This is a genomic window from Arthrobacter sp. CC3 (genome assembly GCF_039907775.1).
GTDB lineage: Bacteria > Actinomycetota > Actinomycetes > Actinomycetales > Micrococcaceae > Arthrobacter.
On the sequence record NZ_JARCCY010000047.1, the window covers coordinates 1 to 16305 of the forward strand.

At 62.7% G+C, this 16305-nt stretch carries 12 protein-coding genes and 1 riboswitch; of the genes, 10 read left to right on the forward strand and 2 right to left on the reverse strand.

All coding sequences use genetic code 11. The annotated features are described in order from the left end of the window. Positions 1-503 precede the first annotated feature (503 nt). Together PV761_RS20505 and PV761_RS20510 are read right to left on the reverse strand one after the other, a co-directional pair. Positions 504-725, reverse strand: coding sequence for a hypothetical protein (locus tag PV761_RS20505; RefSeq protein WP_347899466.1), 222 nt, complete (start codon positions 723-725; stop codon positions 504-506). Between the two features lie 165 nt (positions 726-890). Next, complete coding sequence (locus PV761_RS20510) at positions 891-1649, reverse strand: NlpC/P60 family protein (protein ID WP_347899467.1); 759 nt, start codon at positions 1647-1649, stop codon at positions 891-893. A 3-nt stretch (positions 1650-1652) separates the two neighbouring features. Then, positions 1653-1848, reverse strand: a riboswitch (cyclic di-AMP (ydaO/yuaA leader). 1179 nt (positions 1849-3027) lie between these two features. On the opposite strand from PV761_RS20510, the gene PV761_RS20515 reads away from it, so the two are divergent. The 10 genes from PV761_RS20515 (at position 3028) to PV761_RS20560 (ending at position 16297) form a co-directional block, all read left to right on the forward strand. After that, positions 3028-3642: a DUF305 domain-containing protein gene (locus PV761_RS20515; protein WP_347899468.1), complete on the forward strand. Its 615-nt coding sequence runs from the start codon at positions 3028-3030 to the stop codon at positions 3640-3642. Positions 3643-3723: 81 nt separating this feature from the next. Next, entirely contained in the window at positions 3724-4608 is an 885-nt protein-coding gene (locus PV761_RS20520) for a F510_1955 family glycosylhydrolase (protein WP_347899469.1), read from the forward strand. 3 nt (positions 4609-4611) lie between these two features. Next, complete coding sequence (locus PV761_RS20525) at positions 4612-5361, forward strand: cytochrome c biogenesis protein CcdA (protein WP_347899470.1); 750 nt, start codon at positions 4612-4614, stop codon at positions 5359-5361. Between the two features lie 244 nt (positions 5362-5605). Then, positions 5606-6973, forward strand: a complete 1368-nt coding sequence (locus tag PV761_RS20530; RefSeq protein WP_347899471.1) for a multicopper oxidase family protein — start codon at positions 5606-5608, stop codon at positions 6971-6973. Positions 6974-6985: 12 nt separating this feature from the next. After that, on the forward strand, positions 6986-7900 hold the full coding sequence (lgt, locus tag PV761_RS20535) for a prolipoprotein diacylglyceryl transferase (RefSeq protein WP_347899472.1): 915 nt from the start codon (positions 6986-6988) through the stop codon (positions 7898-7900). Beyond that, entirely contained in the window at positions 7897-8532 is a 636-nt protein-coding gene (locus PV761_RS20540; RefSeq protein ID WP_347899473.1) for a DUF3105 domain-containing protein, read from the forward strand. Before lgt ends, PV761_RS20540 begins: the two co-directional genes overlap by 4 nt. 139 nt (positions 8533-8671) lie before the next feature. After that, positions 8672-9214 carry a TlpA disulfide reductase family protein gene (locus PV761_RS20545; protein WP_347899474.1) on the forward strand — a complete coding sequence of 181 codons (543 nt, stop codon included), beginning with the start codon at positions 8672-8674 and terminating at the stop codon, positions 9212-9214. 1047 nt (positions 9215-10261) lie between these two features. Continuing rightward, positions 10262-10675, forward strand: coding sequence for a four-helix bundle copper-binding protein (locus tag PV761_RS20550; RefSeq protein ID WP_347899475.1), 414 nt, complete (start codon positions 10262-10264; stop codon positions 10673-10675). A 227-nt stretch (positions 10676-10902) separates the two neighbouring features. Next, positions 10903-13035 carry a glycogen debranching protein GlgX gene (gene glgX / locus PV761_RS20555; protein ID WP_347899476.1) on the forward strand — a complete coding sequence of 711 codons (2133 nt, stop codon included), beginning with the start codon at positions 10903-10905 and terminating at the stop codon, positions 13033-13035. Positions 13036-13801: 766 nt separating this feature from the next. Next, positions 13802-16297, forward strand: a complete 2496-nt coding sequence (locus tag PV761_RS20560) for a heavy metal translocating P-type ATPase (RefSeq protein WP_347899477.1) — start codon at positions 13802-13804, stop codon at positions 16295-16297. Positions 16298-16305: the final 8 nt, after the last annotated feature.

Genomic DNA, 16305 nt, shown 5'->3' on the forward strand with positions numbered 1-16305 from the left:
CACCAAAGCCTTTACATGTGTTGCCCATAGTGTCGTCCCCGTATGGTCTTGACCGCAAGAGCCGAAGATCCCGGTCGCCAGGTTCCCACGATGATGCGCGCTGGTAAGCGCGGTGAAGGTCTTCCCGGTGCCGTCCGCGGCTCCGATGAGCGTGCCGGTGGCGGGCACACCAGCACGCAGCAATGCGCACCGGAGAGTGGCAAGAATGGCTGGCCGCTACCCAACTTGACGACGTCGGAGGCTGGCATACATCAAAGGTTCTTAGGGCACTCCAAGATTCATCACGGCGCCTGCATCCGACGTCGCCTCACGAATCTCAGTACTACGGCCGCAAGCACACTGCCCACCAAGCCAACTGCAGCGACAGTACCGCAAGAGAACAGTACCGAGGCGCCATCGGGCCGACCCGCGCCGGCGTCCGCCGCTGTCGAAACCGACCACCAAAACAAGGCTGTAGTCGCCGTCCAGAGAACCCCGGCAACGCCGGCCACCCATGAGGCCAGTTAAAACCAGCGCTTGCCGTCCCGATACGAAAGTGCAACACCGAGGGTGGCCATGCCTGCGGTCCCGAGGACCAGGCCGCCGAGGACGTAACGGACCGCCAACAGTCCGGCGATCACGGACACGCCCCGAATTAGGACAAGGTGCCGGGCCCCAAGCGGCATCGGCCACTCCACCGCGGCGGCTGCGTCCCCCCGCGGGAGGACGGGCAATTCGTCATCCAATGCTCGTCGCGATCCTATAGATGCTGATCCCTGCTCCGGGTCCTCGTCGGCTCAGCCGGACACGCCAAGGGCGGCACCTCGGTATGGGTTGCGCTGCCGCGTGGCTTCCAGGGCCGGTGGTGCACCGCCCCCAAGGCGGCGGACCACCGGCCCTTCAAGTGTGTTCTAGGCGCCTGCCCGAACGAACGTCACAGGCCCCGTGGCCGTCAGCCACGACAGCGGGTGCACGACGGTCTGGTTCTGACCGTTCATTCCGGAGCTCAGCACCTGACCATCACCGACATAAATGCCGATATGGCCGGGCTGGATGACCATGTCACCCGGCTGCGGGTCACCGACCGTACGACCGTAATTCATGAACTGCATCGGCGCGAGGTCTCCAACAGGGATGCCGGCGGCACCCAGCGCCTTCTCCACGAGGGCGGTGCAGTCCTGGATCAGGCCAAGCTGCGCATACGCTGCTGACACCATGGCCGCGTTCACGCCGCCAGCAGCCGGTGCCGCCTGGGCAGCAGGGGCCGGGGTCTGGACCGAGACCTGGGCCTTTACAGGCGCCGGAGCCTGGCCGGCTTCGACGGCCTGGGTCCGGACAGCAGGCTTTGGTGCCTCAACGACCGGGGCCGGCGTGGTGGTGACGGCGGGACGTTCAAAGGAAATTTTAACCCTGGAGTCTGCGCTGAGCTGAACAGGAGCCTGGCCGGTGATATCGAGGTTGGAAGCCGGGTTCGAGTCCCGCGGGGCCGGAGCGTCAGCGGCTTGAGCTGCGATTCCGCTGGTGAGAACAAGCCCCGACGCGGCGGCAATGACAGCGGCCTGGCGGCCCATCCCGCCGGCGTTGCCGGCAACAGATTTAGACAGCGCCAATAGCTGGCTTGGGTGGGCGGTGTCCGCGCGGTGACGCGCGGCATTACGGCGTGAAGACATGAAATAACCTCTCCCTATGCCTGCGAGGTGAGCTGTCGGATTCGGATGGGAGACACCCGGCCGCTTACCTGCAGGGGCAGGTGCGCGGCTTCACCCCAAGGCCCGCTCGAAAGTAGGCCAAATAGTGGTTTCCCCGTCTCTGCCGGACGATTTACGCGAACGGATCCCGGGCTGCGGCAGAGTTAGGCAATCAGCGCGGGAGTGCCGTTCTCGGAGAAACCGGCACGCAGACGACCGTACGTGAAAAATTCATCATTGTCACATTTGAATAACGGCAATCCGGGTCGCGCGACACGTCCGGCAGGGGAGGCAGCCGTCCCGGCCGCGCCTTAGTCGCTGATGCGCGGGGCCGACCGGGAAGACGAAGTGTAAGCGCGGCGTGTGTGCATGGTGTCGCTGTTCGGATGTCGGGTTCCACGTCTCAGATGGACTATGGCGGCGCTGGTCCGATGGTTTGTCGGCCTGGCCGTTGCTGCGGACTGATTTAGGCTTCGTGATAGTGGCTCCGACCGGTAACTGCTCGCACTAATTGCTCGGACGAGCAGTCGATTTCTTCGCCGAGGCAGGACGGGCGGGGTCATCAGCGTCCGGGTGGGACCGGGCTCTGGCCGGGCTCGCAGGTCGTGCCGATCCAAGGCTTGACGGGTCCAGTAGGTTCTGCATGAAACTCATTCGCATGCAAGTGCGTTGTAAACGATGGGCCCGCGGAAATACAGAACCGTTATCCTTAGAGCATTCAATCGACCAAACAGCAGAAGGAGGGACATAGTGTCAAGAAGCGGATTCGACCGTTTCGCGTCCCTCCTCCTTCGGGCAGGGCTGATGGCGGGGATCATCGCTATCATTGCCGGCATTTTCGGTATGCACGTTATGTCCGGAGCCCACAGCATGCCTTGGGCCGGCAGTTCGAAAGTATCAAACAGCGCCGGGCAACAACTCCCGGGTGCCCCGCACACTAGTCATCCGACACTGCAACCGGTCGCAACGTCCACCGGCGCGGCACAGGCAACACTCACCGGCGCCGGATTCTCATGTTCTGATACCCATAGCTGCCCGAGCATGTCCGCTATGGGCGCTGTCTGCGTTCTGTCCCCGGCTAACACATCCTTGTCAGCGCCGCTGCCTGGCGCGTCGTTCATCACAGCCCTCGGCGAAGCCCACGGGGCCGCCGCGGGCATCGCAAGCTATTCATACCTGCCGGGAAGTCCGTCCCCCGGCGAACTCTGCATCAGTCGGACGTAAACCTGCGCTGCGCCGTGTCCTCACCCGCGCACTTTTCGCTAAACCTGAGCACCTGACCTGTTTCCGGGCGGCTGTTCAGCGCATCTATACCTCCGGCGTTCAGCGCCGGCTGATACCTTGAAGGACGCTAGTTTAAATGAAAAAGATCCTGACTATTTCCGTAGCTGCCGTTGCCACAGCGATCGCTCTGGCTGGCTGCTCGGCAGGTTCCAGTGGAGGCAGCATGCCAGGCATGAACCACGGCGGCTCGGGAATGTCATCGAGTTCAGTCCCGGCAGCATCGGCTGACTTCAACGACGCGGACACCACGTTCGCGCAGATGATGATCCCTCACCACGCCCAGGCTGTGGCAATGAGCGACGTCATGCTCAAGAAGGACGGCGTTCCCCCTGCTGTGACGGCCCTCGCCACCAAAATCAAAGCTGCGCAGGGCCCCGAGATCGAGGAGATGACCAGCTGGCTCCAAACCTGGGCCCAGCCCACGGAGATGCCCACTGACATGCCTTCAGCACACAGCATGTCAGGGATGATGGGCGAGGAAGACATGGCCAGGCTCGGGACCGCACAGGGCGTCGAGGCGGCCAAACTGTTCCTGACCCAGATGATCGCCCACCACGAGGGCGCCGTCATGATGGCCAAGACCGAAAGTACAGCCGGCAAGAACGCGCTGGCGGTCCGGCTCAGCAAGGACATCATCAGCTCTCAGGAGGCAGAAATCCAGGAAATGAAAGACCTACTGGCGACTCTGTAGCCAGCACAGCTCCGGCGCCGGCCTCGCCCTGGGGCCGGCGCCTCCCCTACTCATTTCTCGGCTCACCCTCTGGAGTTACCCGTGCCCCTACAGTCTTTAGCCCGTCACCGGCGAACGGCCGCGGTCGTTACAGCTGCTGCCCTCCTGCTCGCACTGTCCGCCTGCGCCTCAGGCTCGGCTACCAGCACCTCGGCTTCCGTACCCGCCACAGCATCCTCTGGACTTCCCAGCTCCCATGTCCACGGCTTGAGCGTGAACGCCGAAACCGGACAGATACTCCTGGCAACCCACGAAGGCCTCTTCGACATCTCTACTAACACAGCCGTCAAAATTGGAGCCACGAACGATCTCATGGGCTTCACCCCAACTATGGAGGAGGGCGTGTTCTACGCCTCCGGTCACCCCGGCCAAGGCTCTTCCCTGCCCAGCCCCCTGGGCCTGATCAAGACGACCGACGGCGGAAGAACCTGGGACCAGCTCTCCCGGCAGGGCGAATCGGACTTCCACGCCCTCACGATGACCAAGTCGGGCATCGTCGGCCACGACGGAACGATGCGGACCAGCGCAGACGGTAAGAACTGGAAGACAGTCCCCGTCGGTTTCGCCCCGGCTGTCCTCGCCGGCAACCCCTACAGTGAGACCGTGCTGGCAACAACCCGCGAAGGGGTCCAGCGGTCGGTCGATGGTGGGAACACGTGGACCCTGAATTCGGCGGCCCCGCTGATTCAGTTTGCCGCTTTCGCCAGCGCCACCGACGCCGTAGGCATCGCACCCGACGGTGCCGTCTACATCTCCCCGGACGCCGGGGCCACTTGGAAGAACACCGGAAGGATCGAAGGCGGCGCGCAAGCCCTCGCTGCCTCCGAGGGCTCCGAAGGCAGTCCCTGGATCTGGGCAGCGACCCCCGACGGGCTGGTCGTGTCCACCGACGGCGGGGCCACCTTCCGGCCTGCCGACGCCGCCTAAGCCATGGACATCGGCGGCTATTTCGCTTCCGCAGTGACCTCCGGTGCGCTGCTCATTGCCATTCCAATGGCCATGGCGGCAGGGCTGGTCTCCTTCCTCTCCCCCTGCATCCTGCCCTTGGTACCCGGCTACCTGGGTTTCGTCTCAGGGCTGACCGACCCGACGCAACCGAAAAACCGGCGCCGGGTTCTGGCCGGCGTCACGTTATTTGTCCTCGGGTTCGCTGCGGTATTCACGCTCTACGGGGCGGCGTTCGGTGCGATCGGTTCCTGGCTGCTGCGCTGGCAGGACGCACTGATGCGCGGGCTCGGCGTTGTCGTTATCCTAATGGGGCTTGCCCTCCTGGGGCTGGTGCCATGGCTGCAGCAAACACGCAAACTTGCCGTGGTACGCAGGACCGGCCTGGGTGGCGCCCCGCTGCTCGGCATCGTCTTCGGCCTGGGCTGGACCCCGTGCATGGGACCCACGCTCAGCGCCGTCCTGTCACTGAGCGTGACCACGGGCAGCGCGGGACGCGGTGCCCTGCTGGCCTTCGCCTACTGTCTTGGTCTTGGCATTCCGTTCGCCCTGACAGCCATGGGCCTGGGCTGGGTCAGCTCAGCACTGGCCTTTGTGCGCCGGCACATCCGGGTCGTCAACATCGCCGGGGCATCCATGCTCATCGTCTTGGGCGTCCTCATGGTCACCGGTGTCTGGGTGCAGTGGATCTACCAACTGCAAAACCTTTCCGGGACGTTCCTCACCCCCATCTGACTTGCCGCGCCGGACTGCTCCGGTGCCGCCCCGATTCGAAAGACTTCACATGAATAACCACCACACCGATCTTGGGTTGGGCCGGCGCCGCTTTCTGGGCCTGTCCGTAGCGGGCGCCGCCGCGGCGGCTTTGACTGCCTGCACCAAGACACCTGAGCCTGCGGCCGCGACGCCGGAACGCATTTTTGCTACCGACCCTGCGGTCGCCGGCTATGAAACCCGGCGTCCCTCCTCGGGGAACACCGTGACTCAGTCTTTAAACGCCACCGCATTCGCCGCAGCCGTCGCCAACAAACCCATCGCTAGCTGGGGCTATAACGGGAGCCTTACCGCACCCACCATTCGCGCCAAGGCCGGAGACCAGTTGAGGGTAAATCTGGTAAACGGCTTGAAGGATACAACCAGCATCCACTGGCACGGACTCGCCCTGCGCAATGACCAGGACGGCGTCCCCGGCCTCACTCAGGACCCCGTGGCCGCGGGGACCGAGTTCACGTACAATTTTCGGCTCGCCCACCCCGGCACCTACTGGTACCACTCCCATATGGAAATGCAGCGCGAACGTGCCCTCTACGGAGCCCTGATCATCGAAGATCCGGCCGAAAAACTCGTGTATGACCGGGATTGGGTCATAGTTCTCGACGACTGGATGGACGGCGTCACCGGCACCCCGGACGACGTCGTAAAAGAACTCTCCGGCGGTATGTCCATGCCCGGCATGGACCACGGATCCATGGGTTCCACTCCCTCCCCGTCAGACGGATCAACGGGCATGAAGCACATGCTGATGGGATCCCGCAGCGAGTTCCTCGGCGGCGACGCCGGCGATGTCCGCTATCCGTTCCATCTCTTCAACTCCAAAACCCCCGATCAGGCAGAGATCCTGACCGCTACAACGGGGCAGGTCATCCGGCTGCGGATCATCAATGCCGCCGGAGACACCGCCTACCGGGTCGGCATCCCCGGCCAGAAACTCACCCTCACCCATACGGACGGTTTCCCGGTCCAACACCAGGGCGTTGACGCGGTCGTGCTCGGTATGGGCGAACGCATCGACGCGCTCCTCACCGTCAGGGACGGCTTTACGCCACTGATGGCACTGGCCGAAGGGAAAATTGGCCAGGCCTTGGGATTCATCAGCACTGGCACAGGCAAACAGCCGCTTCCCGCAACCTTACCGAACAAGCTCGAGGGCGCCGTCGTCGACGGCGGGCAGCTCAAAGCCGACCCCACGGTCACCCTGGCGGACAAAGCGCCCGCCCGAACCCACGAACTTCACCTCACCGGCGGAATGGAAAAATACGACTGGGGCATCAACGGCAACCGCTTCGACATGACCAAGCCGCTCGAGAACGCTTTCAACCTCAAAGCCGGTGAACGTGTGGAAGTGAAATTCATCAACGACACCGACATGTGGCACCCCATGCACGTGCACGGGCACACTTTCCAGGTGTCCGGCGGCGGAGCACGCAAAGACACGGTCATCGTCCGTCCCAGACAGACCGTCACGGTGATCTTTGACGCCGACAACCCCGGCCAGTGGCTCACCCACTGCCACAACGCCTACCATGCCGAACGCGGCATGATGGGCGCCTTCTCCTACATCAAGTAAGGGACCCTGACCATGAACACCCCTGTCCTCACAGAACTGTTCTTCCCTTCCCCTGCCGTCAGCGCCATCCAGTTCGGGCCTCTGACTGTACGTTTCTATGCACTCGCCATCCTCACCGGCATTGTCATAGGCACCTGGCTGACGGCCCGCCGACTCCGGGAACGCGGCGGCACCACAGCCCAGACCCTGGACATCGTCATGTGGGCCGTACCGTTCGGGATCGTCGGGGGCAGGCTCTACCACGTCATCACCGACAACCAGCTCTACTTCGCGCCCGGGAGGGATCCCTGGGGCGCGTTGCGGATCTGGGAAGGCGGACTGGGAATCTGGGGCGCCGTGGCCCTGGGCCTGGTCGGTGCCGCCATCGGCGCCCGACGCACCGGCGTGCCCTTTACCGCCTTCGTGGACGCCGCTGCCCCCGGCCTGCTGATCGCCCAGGCACTGGGCCGCTGGGGCAACTGGTTCAACAACGAACTCTACGGCGGACCCACCGACCTGCCATGGAAACTGCAGATCTACGACATGAATCAGGCCACCGGCCAGGCACTCACAGGCCCAGACGGGGCGCCGGTCGTGCTGGGCTACTTCCAGCCGACCTTCCTCTACGAATCACTCTGGTGCCTGGCGGCCGCGTCGCTGCTGATGTTCCTGGACCGCAGGTACTCCCTCGGCGCCGGGTCAGTGTTCGCCCTCTACATCGTGTTCTACACGGCGGGGCGTTTCGTCTTCGAACTGATGCGCTCCGATCCCGCCAACACCATCCTGGGGCTCCGTGTGAACACCTGGGTAGCTGCGCTGCTATTCACTGCCGGGCTTGCCCTCTTCCAGGTCCTCAGACGCAGGCCACGTTCGGCAGTCACCTCAAGCGACGCTGGCACGACGCCGAACAATTCCCCCACCACCTACAGCAAAGGAACCCTCACTTGAGCAACGCAGCCAAACGACGCAGCGAACACCAAGCCATCGTCGCCTCGATCCGCGCGGAACAAAAGGCAAAACAGCGTAGATGGAATGTCCTTGTCTACGGCAGCTTCGGCCTGATACTGGCCACCATCATCACAGTCGTGGCCATCACCGTGACGGGCTCCATCCAGCAACGCAACCAAGCCGCGGAAGAAGCCAAGAGACCCATCGAAGGTGTTCAGGCTTTCGGTGATCTCACCCGCAACCACGTCCAAACAGCCGTGAAGTACCCACAGGAACCCGGCGTCGGAGGGGACCATGCCCCAGTCTGGACAAACTGCGGCGTCTACTCCGACCCAATCGATGAACAAAACGCCGTCCACTCCCTCGAGCACGGCGCCGTGTGGCTGACTTACCAGCCCGGACTGCCCGCTGCCGACATCGCAGCGCTCACAACGCTGGCTAAAGACAAACCCTATGTGCTCCTGAGCCCTGACAAAGAGCAGAGCGCCCCCATTACCGCCACGGCCTGGGGAGCTCAGCTCACCGTGCCCGAAGCCAACGACGCGCGTATCCCCGCGTTCATCCGCGCCTACGCCCAGTCCCCGAACGCACCAGAACCCGGCGCTGCCTGCACCGGCGGCGTCAACGGCTGACCCAAAAAGCCGCATCCATCGAAGGACATCCATGCTCCATCCGGATCCCGCGCCACCATCCATCCCTAAGACTCAAGGACAGTCCACGTTCTTTTCCCGACGCCGCCTCTTTTCCTCTGCCTTCATCGGGGCATTAAGCATGTCGACCCTCGCCGGTTGCGGCTCCAATGACGCTCTTGCCCAACAGGCGAAGGCAGGCGACAACAAGAACTACATCGCCGGGGACGGCTCAGTCACGGAATATGCACCCTCCCAGCGGACCCCGCCGGTTGTATTGACCGGAGAACTCTACGATGGGACGGTCATCGATTCAACCGACTGGGCGGGCCGCGTCGTCGTCCTTAACTTCTGGTACGCCGCCTGCGCCCCATGCCGGCTCGAAGCACCCCGTTTGGAGGCCCTTTGGGAGCGGTTTCAACCTGACGGCGTCGAGTTCTATGGCGTCAATATCAGAGACGAGGAACAAGCCGCCGCCGCCTTTGAACGAACATTCGGCGTCACATACCCGAGCATGCAGGACAAGAACGGCGGCATCCTGCTCGCGATGGCGCAGTACGTTCCCCCGCAGGCTGTGCCGTCCACCCTCGTCTTGGACCGGCAGGGACGGGTAGCCAGCAGGATCCTCGGCCTGGCAGACCAAGGCATCCTCAAGACCCTGATTGTCAGCGCCCTGGACGGGTAACCCGAACCCGCAGGCCAAGCTCCCGACGACCGAGGCCTCCGTGCTCGACGGGAAACAATACGGACCCGGCGGCCCGGCCCTTGGCTCCAGGGCCCGCTCCAGAGGTGCTCGCCCAGGAGAACGCAGCCGCAATGCTGGAGGTGGTGTTGGACCGGACGGCGATGGGGCCGCCCTCCTGTAGGGCACGCCACTGGAACGACTCTGGGTCCTCATCCTCCTGAGCACGAACAGGCTCTGCGCCGGGCATACACCCCAACACGGAAAGCTCTCGTGCGCCATCAGATTGGACGGCGCTTCTTCGACGAGGGGCCCGGGACGCCTCCGCAAAATTCGACTGGGCCCAGGATCTGTACCGCCGGCCCGGAAAGCCACGCCAAGCCCGGTCGTTCGGGGAAGCCGGGGACCGTGCGAGGACTGTCCATCGACAGGCCGACAGCGAAAACCGCGGTGTAGCACGCACCCGTCAGGATTTGGGGGGTGAACTATCTGGCCACCCCGCGGTACGCCTTGGCGCACGGGTCGGTTTCACCCCATAGGCCGACTGCACAGTGTGTCGGCCCTCCACTCCGGCACTGGAAAGGGCCTTCAACCGACCAACGGCGAGGTTTGCCCGAATCACCCGCCCGTAGCCGTTAGTTACAAATTCATGTCGGTAGTTCTGGAGAGAATCGCGGCCGGAGCCATGGTCAGCCCGTCCTCCTCCGGTTTAGGGTGGGGCATGACTGCCCTCCCGCCAGGAAACGGCAATGATCTATTTAGCACCAGAGCCTTGAGAAGATCACCCAACCCCTCTGCGGGCATGCCTCCACCTGGTTATTTTGATTGCCTCTCTCGCGGCACTGCCCTCGACGAATCTGCCGGCGGTGGAGCATGAAGCGACAGCCGAAGTGGTCGGTAATTCGGACGTCACGTACGCCGCTGGGTGCGTCCCATGCCCCGCGACCGACACTGCTTTTCTGGTCCTCCCGCGATCCTGGATAAGGACCCGGCATTGACCGCATGCACCTGCCCTCATACATTCGAACCAAATCACCTTGAGGAGATGAAGTGACCCACGACACAACCCACAAGCTCTTGGACACCTACCCAAAAAGCCTAGGCAATATTGACCAGCATAAACTCGCAGAATGTATCGCGGCATGTTTCGACTGCGTCCAGACCTGCACGACATGCGCCGATGCCTGTCTGGGTGAAGATATGGTTGCAAAGCTGATCAAGTGCATTCGCACCAACCTTGACTGTTCCGACATCTGTTCCGCCACCGGGAACATCCTCTCCCGGCACACCGGCTACGACGCCACTGTCACCCGCTCGGCCCTCCAAGCGTGCGCGACAATCTGTATGGCATGCGCCGACGAATGTGAACAGCATGCCGGCATGCACGAACACTGCCGGATATGCGCCGAAGCTTGCCGCCGTTGCGAACGAGCCTGCAAGGACCTCCTTGCCTCACTGGAGTAATCCCCTCAAGCTCAGAGCAATGCCGGAGTGACCGGCCGCTGACTCAGTGGTCGGCATCCTCAACAACACGACACAGGCGTTGCACACGTCACGGCGGCAGGCTGCGCGGTGATGCGTCTGTTGGTCACTTTGTTCCGAGTATTCCTTCGTGATCAGGTTCTGCTGGGCACCGGAGAGTTTGTGAAGGGCGCCCGTCGACCGTAGGCCCTTGGCGATAGGAGATGAAGATGCAGGTCTGGCCGGGAGCCCCTTATCCGTTGGGAGCAACATTTGACGGAAGAGGCACCAATTTCGCCCTGTTTACGGAATCGGCAATGGCTGTGACACTGTGCCTTGTGAACGGCGGCGTCGAGGTTCGCGTGCCGCTCACCGAGGTCGACGGATACATCTGGCACTGCTACCTGCCCGGGATAGGGCCGGGCCAGCGCTACGGATACCGCGTTGACGGCCCCTATGAGCCCTCCGCCGGACACCGCTTTAACCCCCACAAGTTCCTGCTCGATCCTTATGCCAAGACCGTGGATGGCATCATCGAATGGAGCCAGGCTCTTTTTTCGTACAGTCTGGACGATCCGCAGCGCCGTAATGATTCAGATTCCCTCCCCGGAATGATGTCCGCAGTGGTCATCGATCCCGCATTCGATTGGCTGGACGACCGGCCGCCCAAAACGCCATATCACGAAACCGTGATTTACGAGGCCCATGTCAAAGGGCTGACCATGCTGCACCCCGATGTCCCTGCACAGCTCCGAGGAACATACGCGGGCATGGGGAACCCCTCAATCGTGGCCCACCTAAAAGAACTCGGGGTCACGGCCATCGAATTGATGCCGGTCCAGCAGTTCATTCACGACAGCCGACTCCGGGAGCGAGGGCTGACGAACTATTGGGGATACAACACCATCGGTTTCTTCGCCCCGCACAATGCCTACGCGTCCGAACCTGACCCCGTCGGTGCAGTAACGGAATTCAAGACGATGGTCCGAACGTTACACAAGGCCGGGATTGAAGTCATCCTCGACGTCGTTTACAACCACACCGGCGAGGGCAACGATTTCGGTCCCACGATCTCCTTCCGTGGCATTGACAATGCGTCCTATTACCGGCTTGACGAGTCCCGCCGGGAGCTCTATTTGGACTATACGGGAACCGGAAATTCACTAAATGTCCGTAACCCTCATGTTCTACAGCTCATCATGGATTCACTGCGGTACTGGGTAACGGAAATGCACGTCGACGGCTTCCGATTTGATCTTGCGGCAGCCTTGGCCCGCCAATTTTACGACGTGGATAGGCTTTCAAGTTTCTTTGACCTCGTTCAGCAGGATCCCATCGTCTCCCAAGTCAAACTCATCGCCGAACCCTGGGATCTGGGACCCGGCGGATACCAGGTGGGAAATTTCCCGCCCAATTGGAGCGAATGGAACGGCAGGTACAGGGACACCATCCGGGACTTCTGGCATGGCGAACCTGCCACTCTCGGTGAGTTCGCTTCGCGTCTGACCGGATCATCCGATTTGTATGAGCACTCCGGCCGTCGGCCCAGGGCCTCGGTCAATTTCGTCACATCACATGACGGATTCACGCTAGCGGACCTCGTGTCATACAACCGCAAACACAACGAGGCCAATGGCGAGGGCAACAAGGACGGCGAGAGCAACAACAGGTCCTGGAACGGAGGAGCTGAGGGGCCCACGGACGACCCGGCCATCCTGCAGCTCCGGGCAAGGCGGCAGCGAAGCATAATCGGCACTCTGCTGCTCTCCCAAGGAATACCCATGATCCTTCATGGCGATGAATTGGGACGGACCCAGCACGGCAACAACAATGCCTACGCACAGGATTCGGAACTCAGCTGGATTATTTGGGAGAATGCGGACCAGGACCTTTTGAACTTCGCAGTGACGGTCAACCGGCTGCGTTCCGTCCATCCCACGTTTCACCGCCGACGGTTCTTCAGCGGGCGCCCGGTCAGGCAACCGGATGGAGGCCAGGTGCCCGACGTTGTCTGGCTGACGCCCGGTGGCTCGCCCATGGAACCCGAGGACTGGGCGCACGGGACGGAACAGGCCCTTGGGATGTACCTGAACGGCAGCGGCATCCGCTGTTCCGACCTCACTGGCAGCCAGATGACCGACTCCGATTTCATCCTGTACTTCAATGCCGGCGCCGGGCCCCGAAGGTTTACCTTGCCGCCGGTTGAGTATTCACCCAGCTGGGAACTGGTCCTCGACACCTCTATGGAAGTGAAGGGGATGGGGCTGATCCCAGGTGCGGACCTTGAGGTTCCCCCGCACACCCTCCTCGTCCTCCGGGAACCAGGTTTGGTGGTGCACGCGGAAGATCACGCCAGGAGTTGAAGTTTCCCGTCCGGGGGTAGATATGATCACTGCATACGGTGAAACCAACGAGCATGATCCGCTATTATCACGGGGGTGAGAAAACGTGGGGAGTTCCACGAGATGGCACCATGGCTATTTCAGCCTGACAACAATTACCGCTGTCCTATCGCTCCTCCTCGCTGTGACGGGCATTCTGAACCTGTCGACGACATCTGTCGAAGAAACACAGCGCGGCACCTCATGGCAGACGATCGCATTGAATGCACTTGAAGGCTCAAACTCTGAGGGCACCCGAGTCGCCCCGTCCGCTGAGACCGCTGTAGCTGTCGTTGACAATGACCTTGTGGGACAAGGCATACCGTCCGGCAATGGACACTGCCCCATGAATTTGAGCTTGACGGTCGTGTGCCCGGATGTTCTGTCCTCAGCCGTCGGCCCCCCATTTATTCCGGTAGCGCCCGGCATCACTTTCGCTGCCAACCCGGCAGCACAGGCAGCCGGGCCACCCGTCGGAGATCCCCGGGCACCCCTTCAACCTGTATCCCTCATCCGGCTTTCCATCAGCCGCGTATAAGAAACCCCGCTTTCCGGGCCCCAGCGGGGCTACCGTCCCCCGCTGCACCCAACATCAGTTGATATCCACGCGAAGCTCCGGACCCTCACGGCGGGACGAACCACATTTCTTGTACGGCCAATACCTCCGAGGTGTCCCTGCATTCGAGCCTCGAAAGCGTCGGCCCGGACACGCTCCTTCACCTAACTAGTCCCGAGAGGAATTTCCGTAATGAGCAGTCGAACACAAACGGTGACAATGGAGGTGGCCGGGGTCCACTGGGCCTCGTCCAAGACCGTCGCCGAAGCCACTCTCTCCCGCCAGCCAGGGGTTCTCAGCGTGGAAGCCAACCCGGTCTCGCAGACAGCAAACGTCACATTCGACCCGGACAAAACCTCCATCGCAGACCTGCGGAAGTGGGTGCAGGACTGCGGCTATCACTGTTCCGGCCAGTCAGTGCCGGACCACATGTGTGATCCGATGCACGAAACCGGTTCCGTCGCGTCGGCACATGCCGGGCACGGAACAGCCCAGCACCACCACTCTGCCCACGAAAACCACACCGCGCTTGCCGTCGAATCGCAGGGAAGCCACGAAACTCATCCGGGACATGAGGCACACGGGGCCAACCATCGGCAGGCTCCCCGAGATGCCCAGGCCGTGATGGGCCATGGGGGTCACGGGGGCCACGCAATGTCTATGGATGCAATGATCCGCGACATGCGCAACCGTTTCCTGATCGCACTTGTCCTTTCCGTGCCCATTACCCTCTTTTCCCCGATCGGCCGGGATGTCCTCGGATTCACGGCTCCCGCGCCCTTTGGGCTGCGGGACGACGTCGTCGCTCTGGTCCTGTCGCTCCCGGTTATGTTCTACTCAGCCTGGATCTTCTTCGACGGCGCCTACCGGGCGCTGAAAGCCCGCACTTTGGACATGATGGTCCTCGTCGCCGTCGGTGTCGGGGCCGGCTGGCTCTACAGCCTCATCGTCACCCTCACCGGCGGCGGAGACGTCTTCTACGAAGCCGCCACTGTCCTTGCGACTTTCGTTCTGCTGGGCCATTGGTTCGAAATGCGGGCAAGGGGCGGGGCGAACGAAGCCATCCGCACGCTGCTGGAATTGGCGCCGTCCATCGCCCTGGTGATCAGGGATGGTGAGCCCGTGGAGGTACCGACCGCCGAGGTCGTGCCCGGCGACCTGATGCTGGTGCGGCCCGGGTCGAAAATCCCTACGGACGGCACCGTGGAGGACGGTGTATCGGATATCGATGAGTCCATGGTCACCGGCGAAAGCCTGCCCGTGGCCAAATCTCCGGGCTCGGCGGTAATTGGCGCCACCGTCAACACAACTGGGACATTGCGTGTCCGGGCCACCAAGGTCGGCGCAGACACAGCGCTGGCGCAGATCGTCGCCCTCGTCCAGGAAGCCCAGAACTCCAAGGCTCCGGGCCAGCGGCTGGCCGACAGGGCCGCGTTCTGGCTGGTCTTTGTCGCCCTGATCGGCGGATCGGCCACCTTCCTTACCTGGTGGCTGGCTGGAGCAACCGTTCCGCAGGCAATCCTCTTTGCCATTACTGTCGTCGTCATCACGTGCCCCGATGCTCTGGGCCTGGCAACCCCGACGGCCATCATGGTGGGCACGGGGCTGGGCGCCAAGCGTGGCGTCCTGTTCAAAAACGCCACCGCCTTGGAAGTCTCCGCCCGGATCGACACCGTCGTGATGGACAAGACCGGCACGCTCACCAAAGGTGAACCCGAGGTCACCGACTTTATTGCCTACGGCATCCCCGAGGACGAACTACTGGCTCTCGTGGCCGCCGTCGAACGTGAATCTGAGCACCCTCTCGCCGCTGCTGTCGTCAACTATGCCGTCGCCCGCGGCGTTCCGTCAGCTGATGCCGAGGCGTTCCGCAACGTTCCCGGCCACGGTGCCGGTGCCTCGGTGAATGGGCGGAAAGTCTTCGTGGGTAACCGCAAGCTGATGGTGTCCGAGGGCATTGACATCGGCCCGGTGGCCGAACAGCGCGAGGCTCTCGCCTCGACCGGCCGGACGGCCGTTCTGGTAGCCGTGGACGGTAAGGCCGCCGGTGTCATCGCACTGGCTGACGCCGCACGCGACACGGCTGCGTCGGCTGTGGCTGCCCTGCATGAAAGCGGCGTCGAGGTCGTCATGCTTACAGGTGACAACGAAGCTACGGCGAAGCGGATTGCTGGCCAACTCGGCATCGACTCAGTCATCGCGGAAGTGCTTCCCGAGGACAAATCAGCTAAGGTGGCGCAACTGCAGAAGGCTGGCAAACGGGTCGCCATGGTCGGCGACGGCGTGAATGACGCCCCGGCGCTGGCCCAGGCCGATCTCGGTATAGCCATCGGAGCCGGCACCGATGTGGCAATCGAGACGGCCGACGTCGTCCTGATGCGCTCCGATCCGCTGGATGTTCCCATTGCCCTGCGCATCGGCAAGGGCACGTTGCGGAAGATGCGGCAGAACTTGGGCTGGGCCATCGGCTACAACGTCCTGGCCCTGCCGATTGCCGCAGGTGTGTTTTACCCTTCGCTCGGCATCATGCTCAGCCCGGAAATCGCCGCAATATCCATGTCCGGTTCCAGCGTCATTGTCGCAGTCAACGCCCTGCTCCTCAAGCGCCTGCGCCTGCCTGCGCCCGGCGGGGCCACCGGTCGCACGATCAGGACCGCACCGGCCCCTGAGCCAAGCGGCGTCCGCTAGAAGCCGCG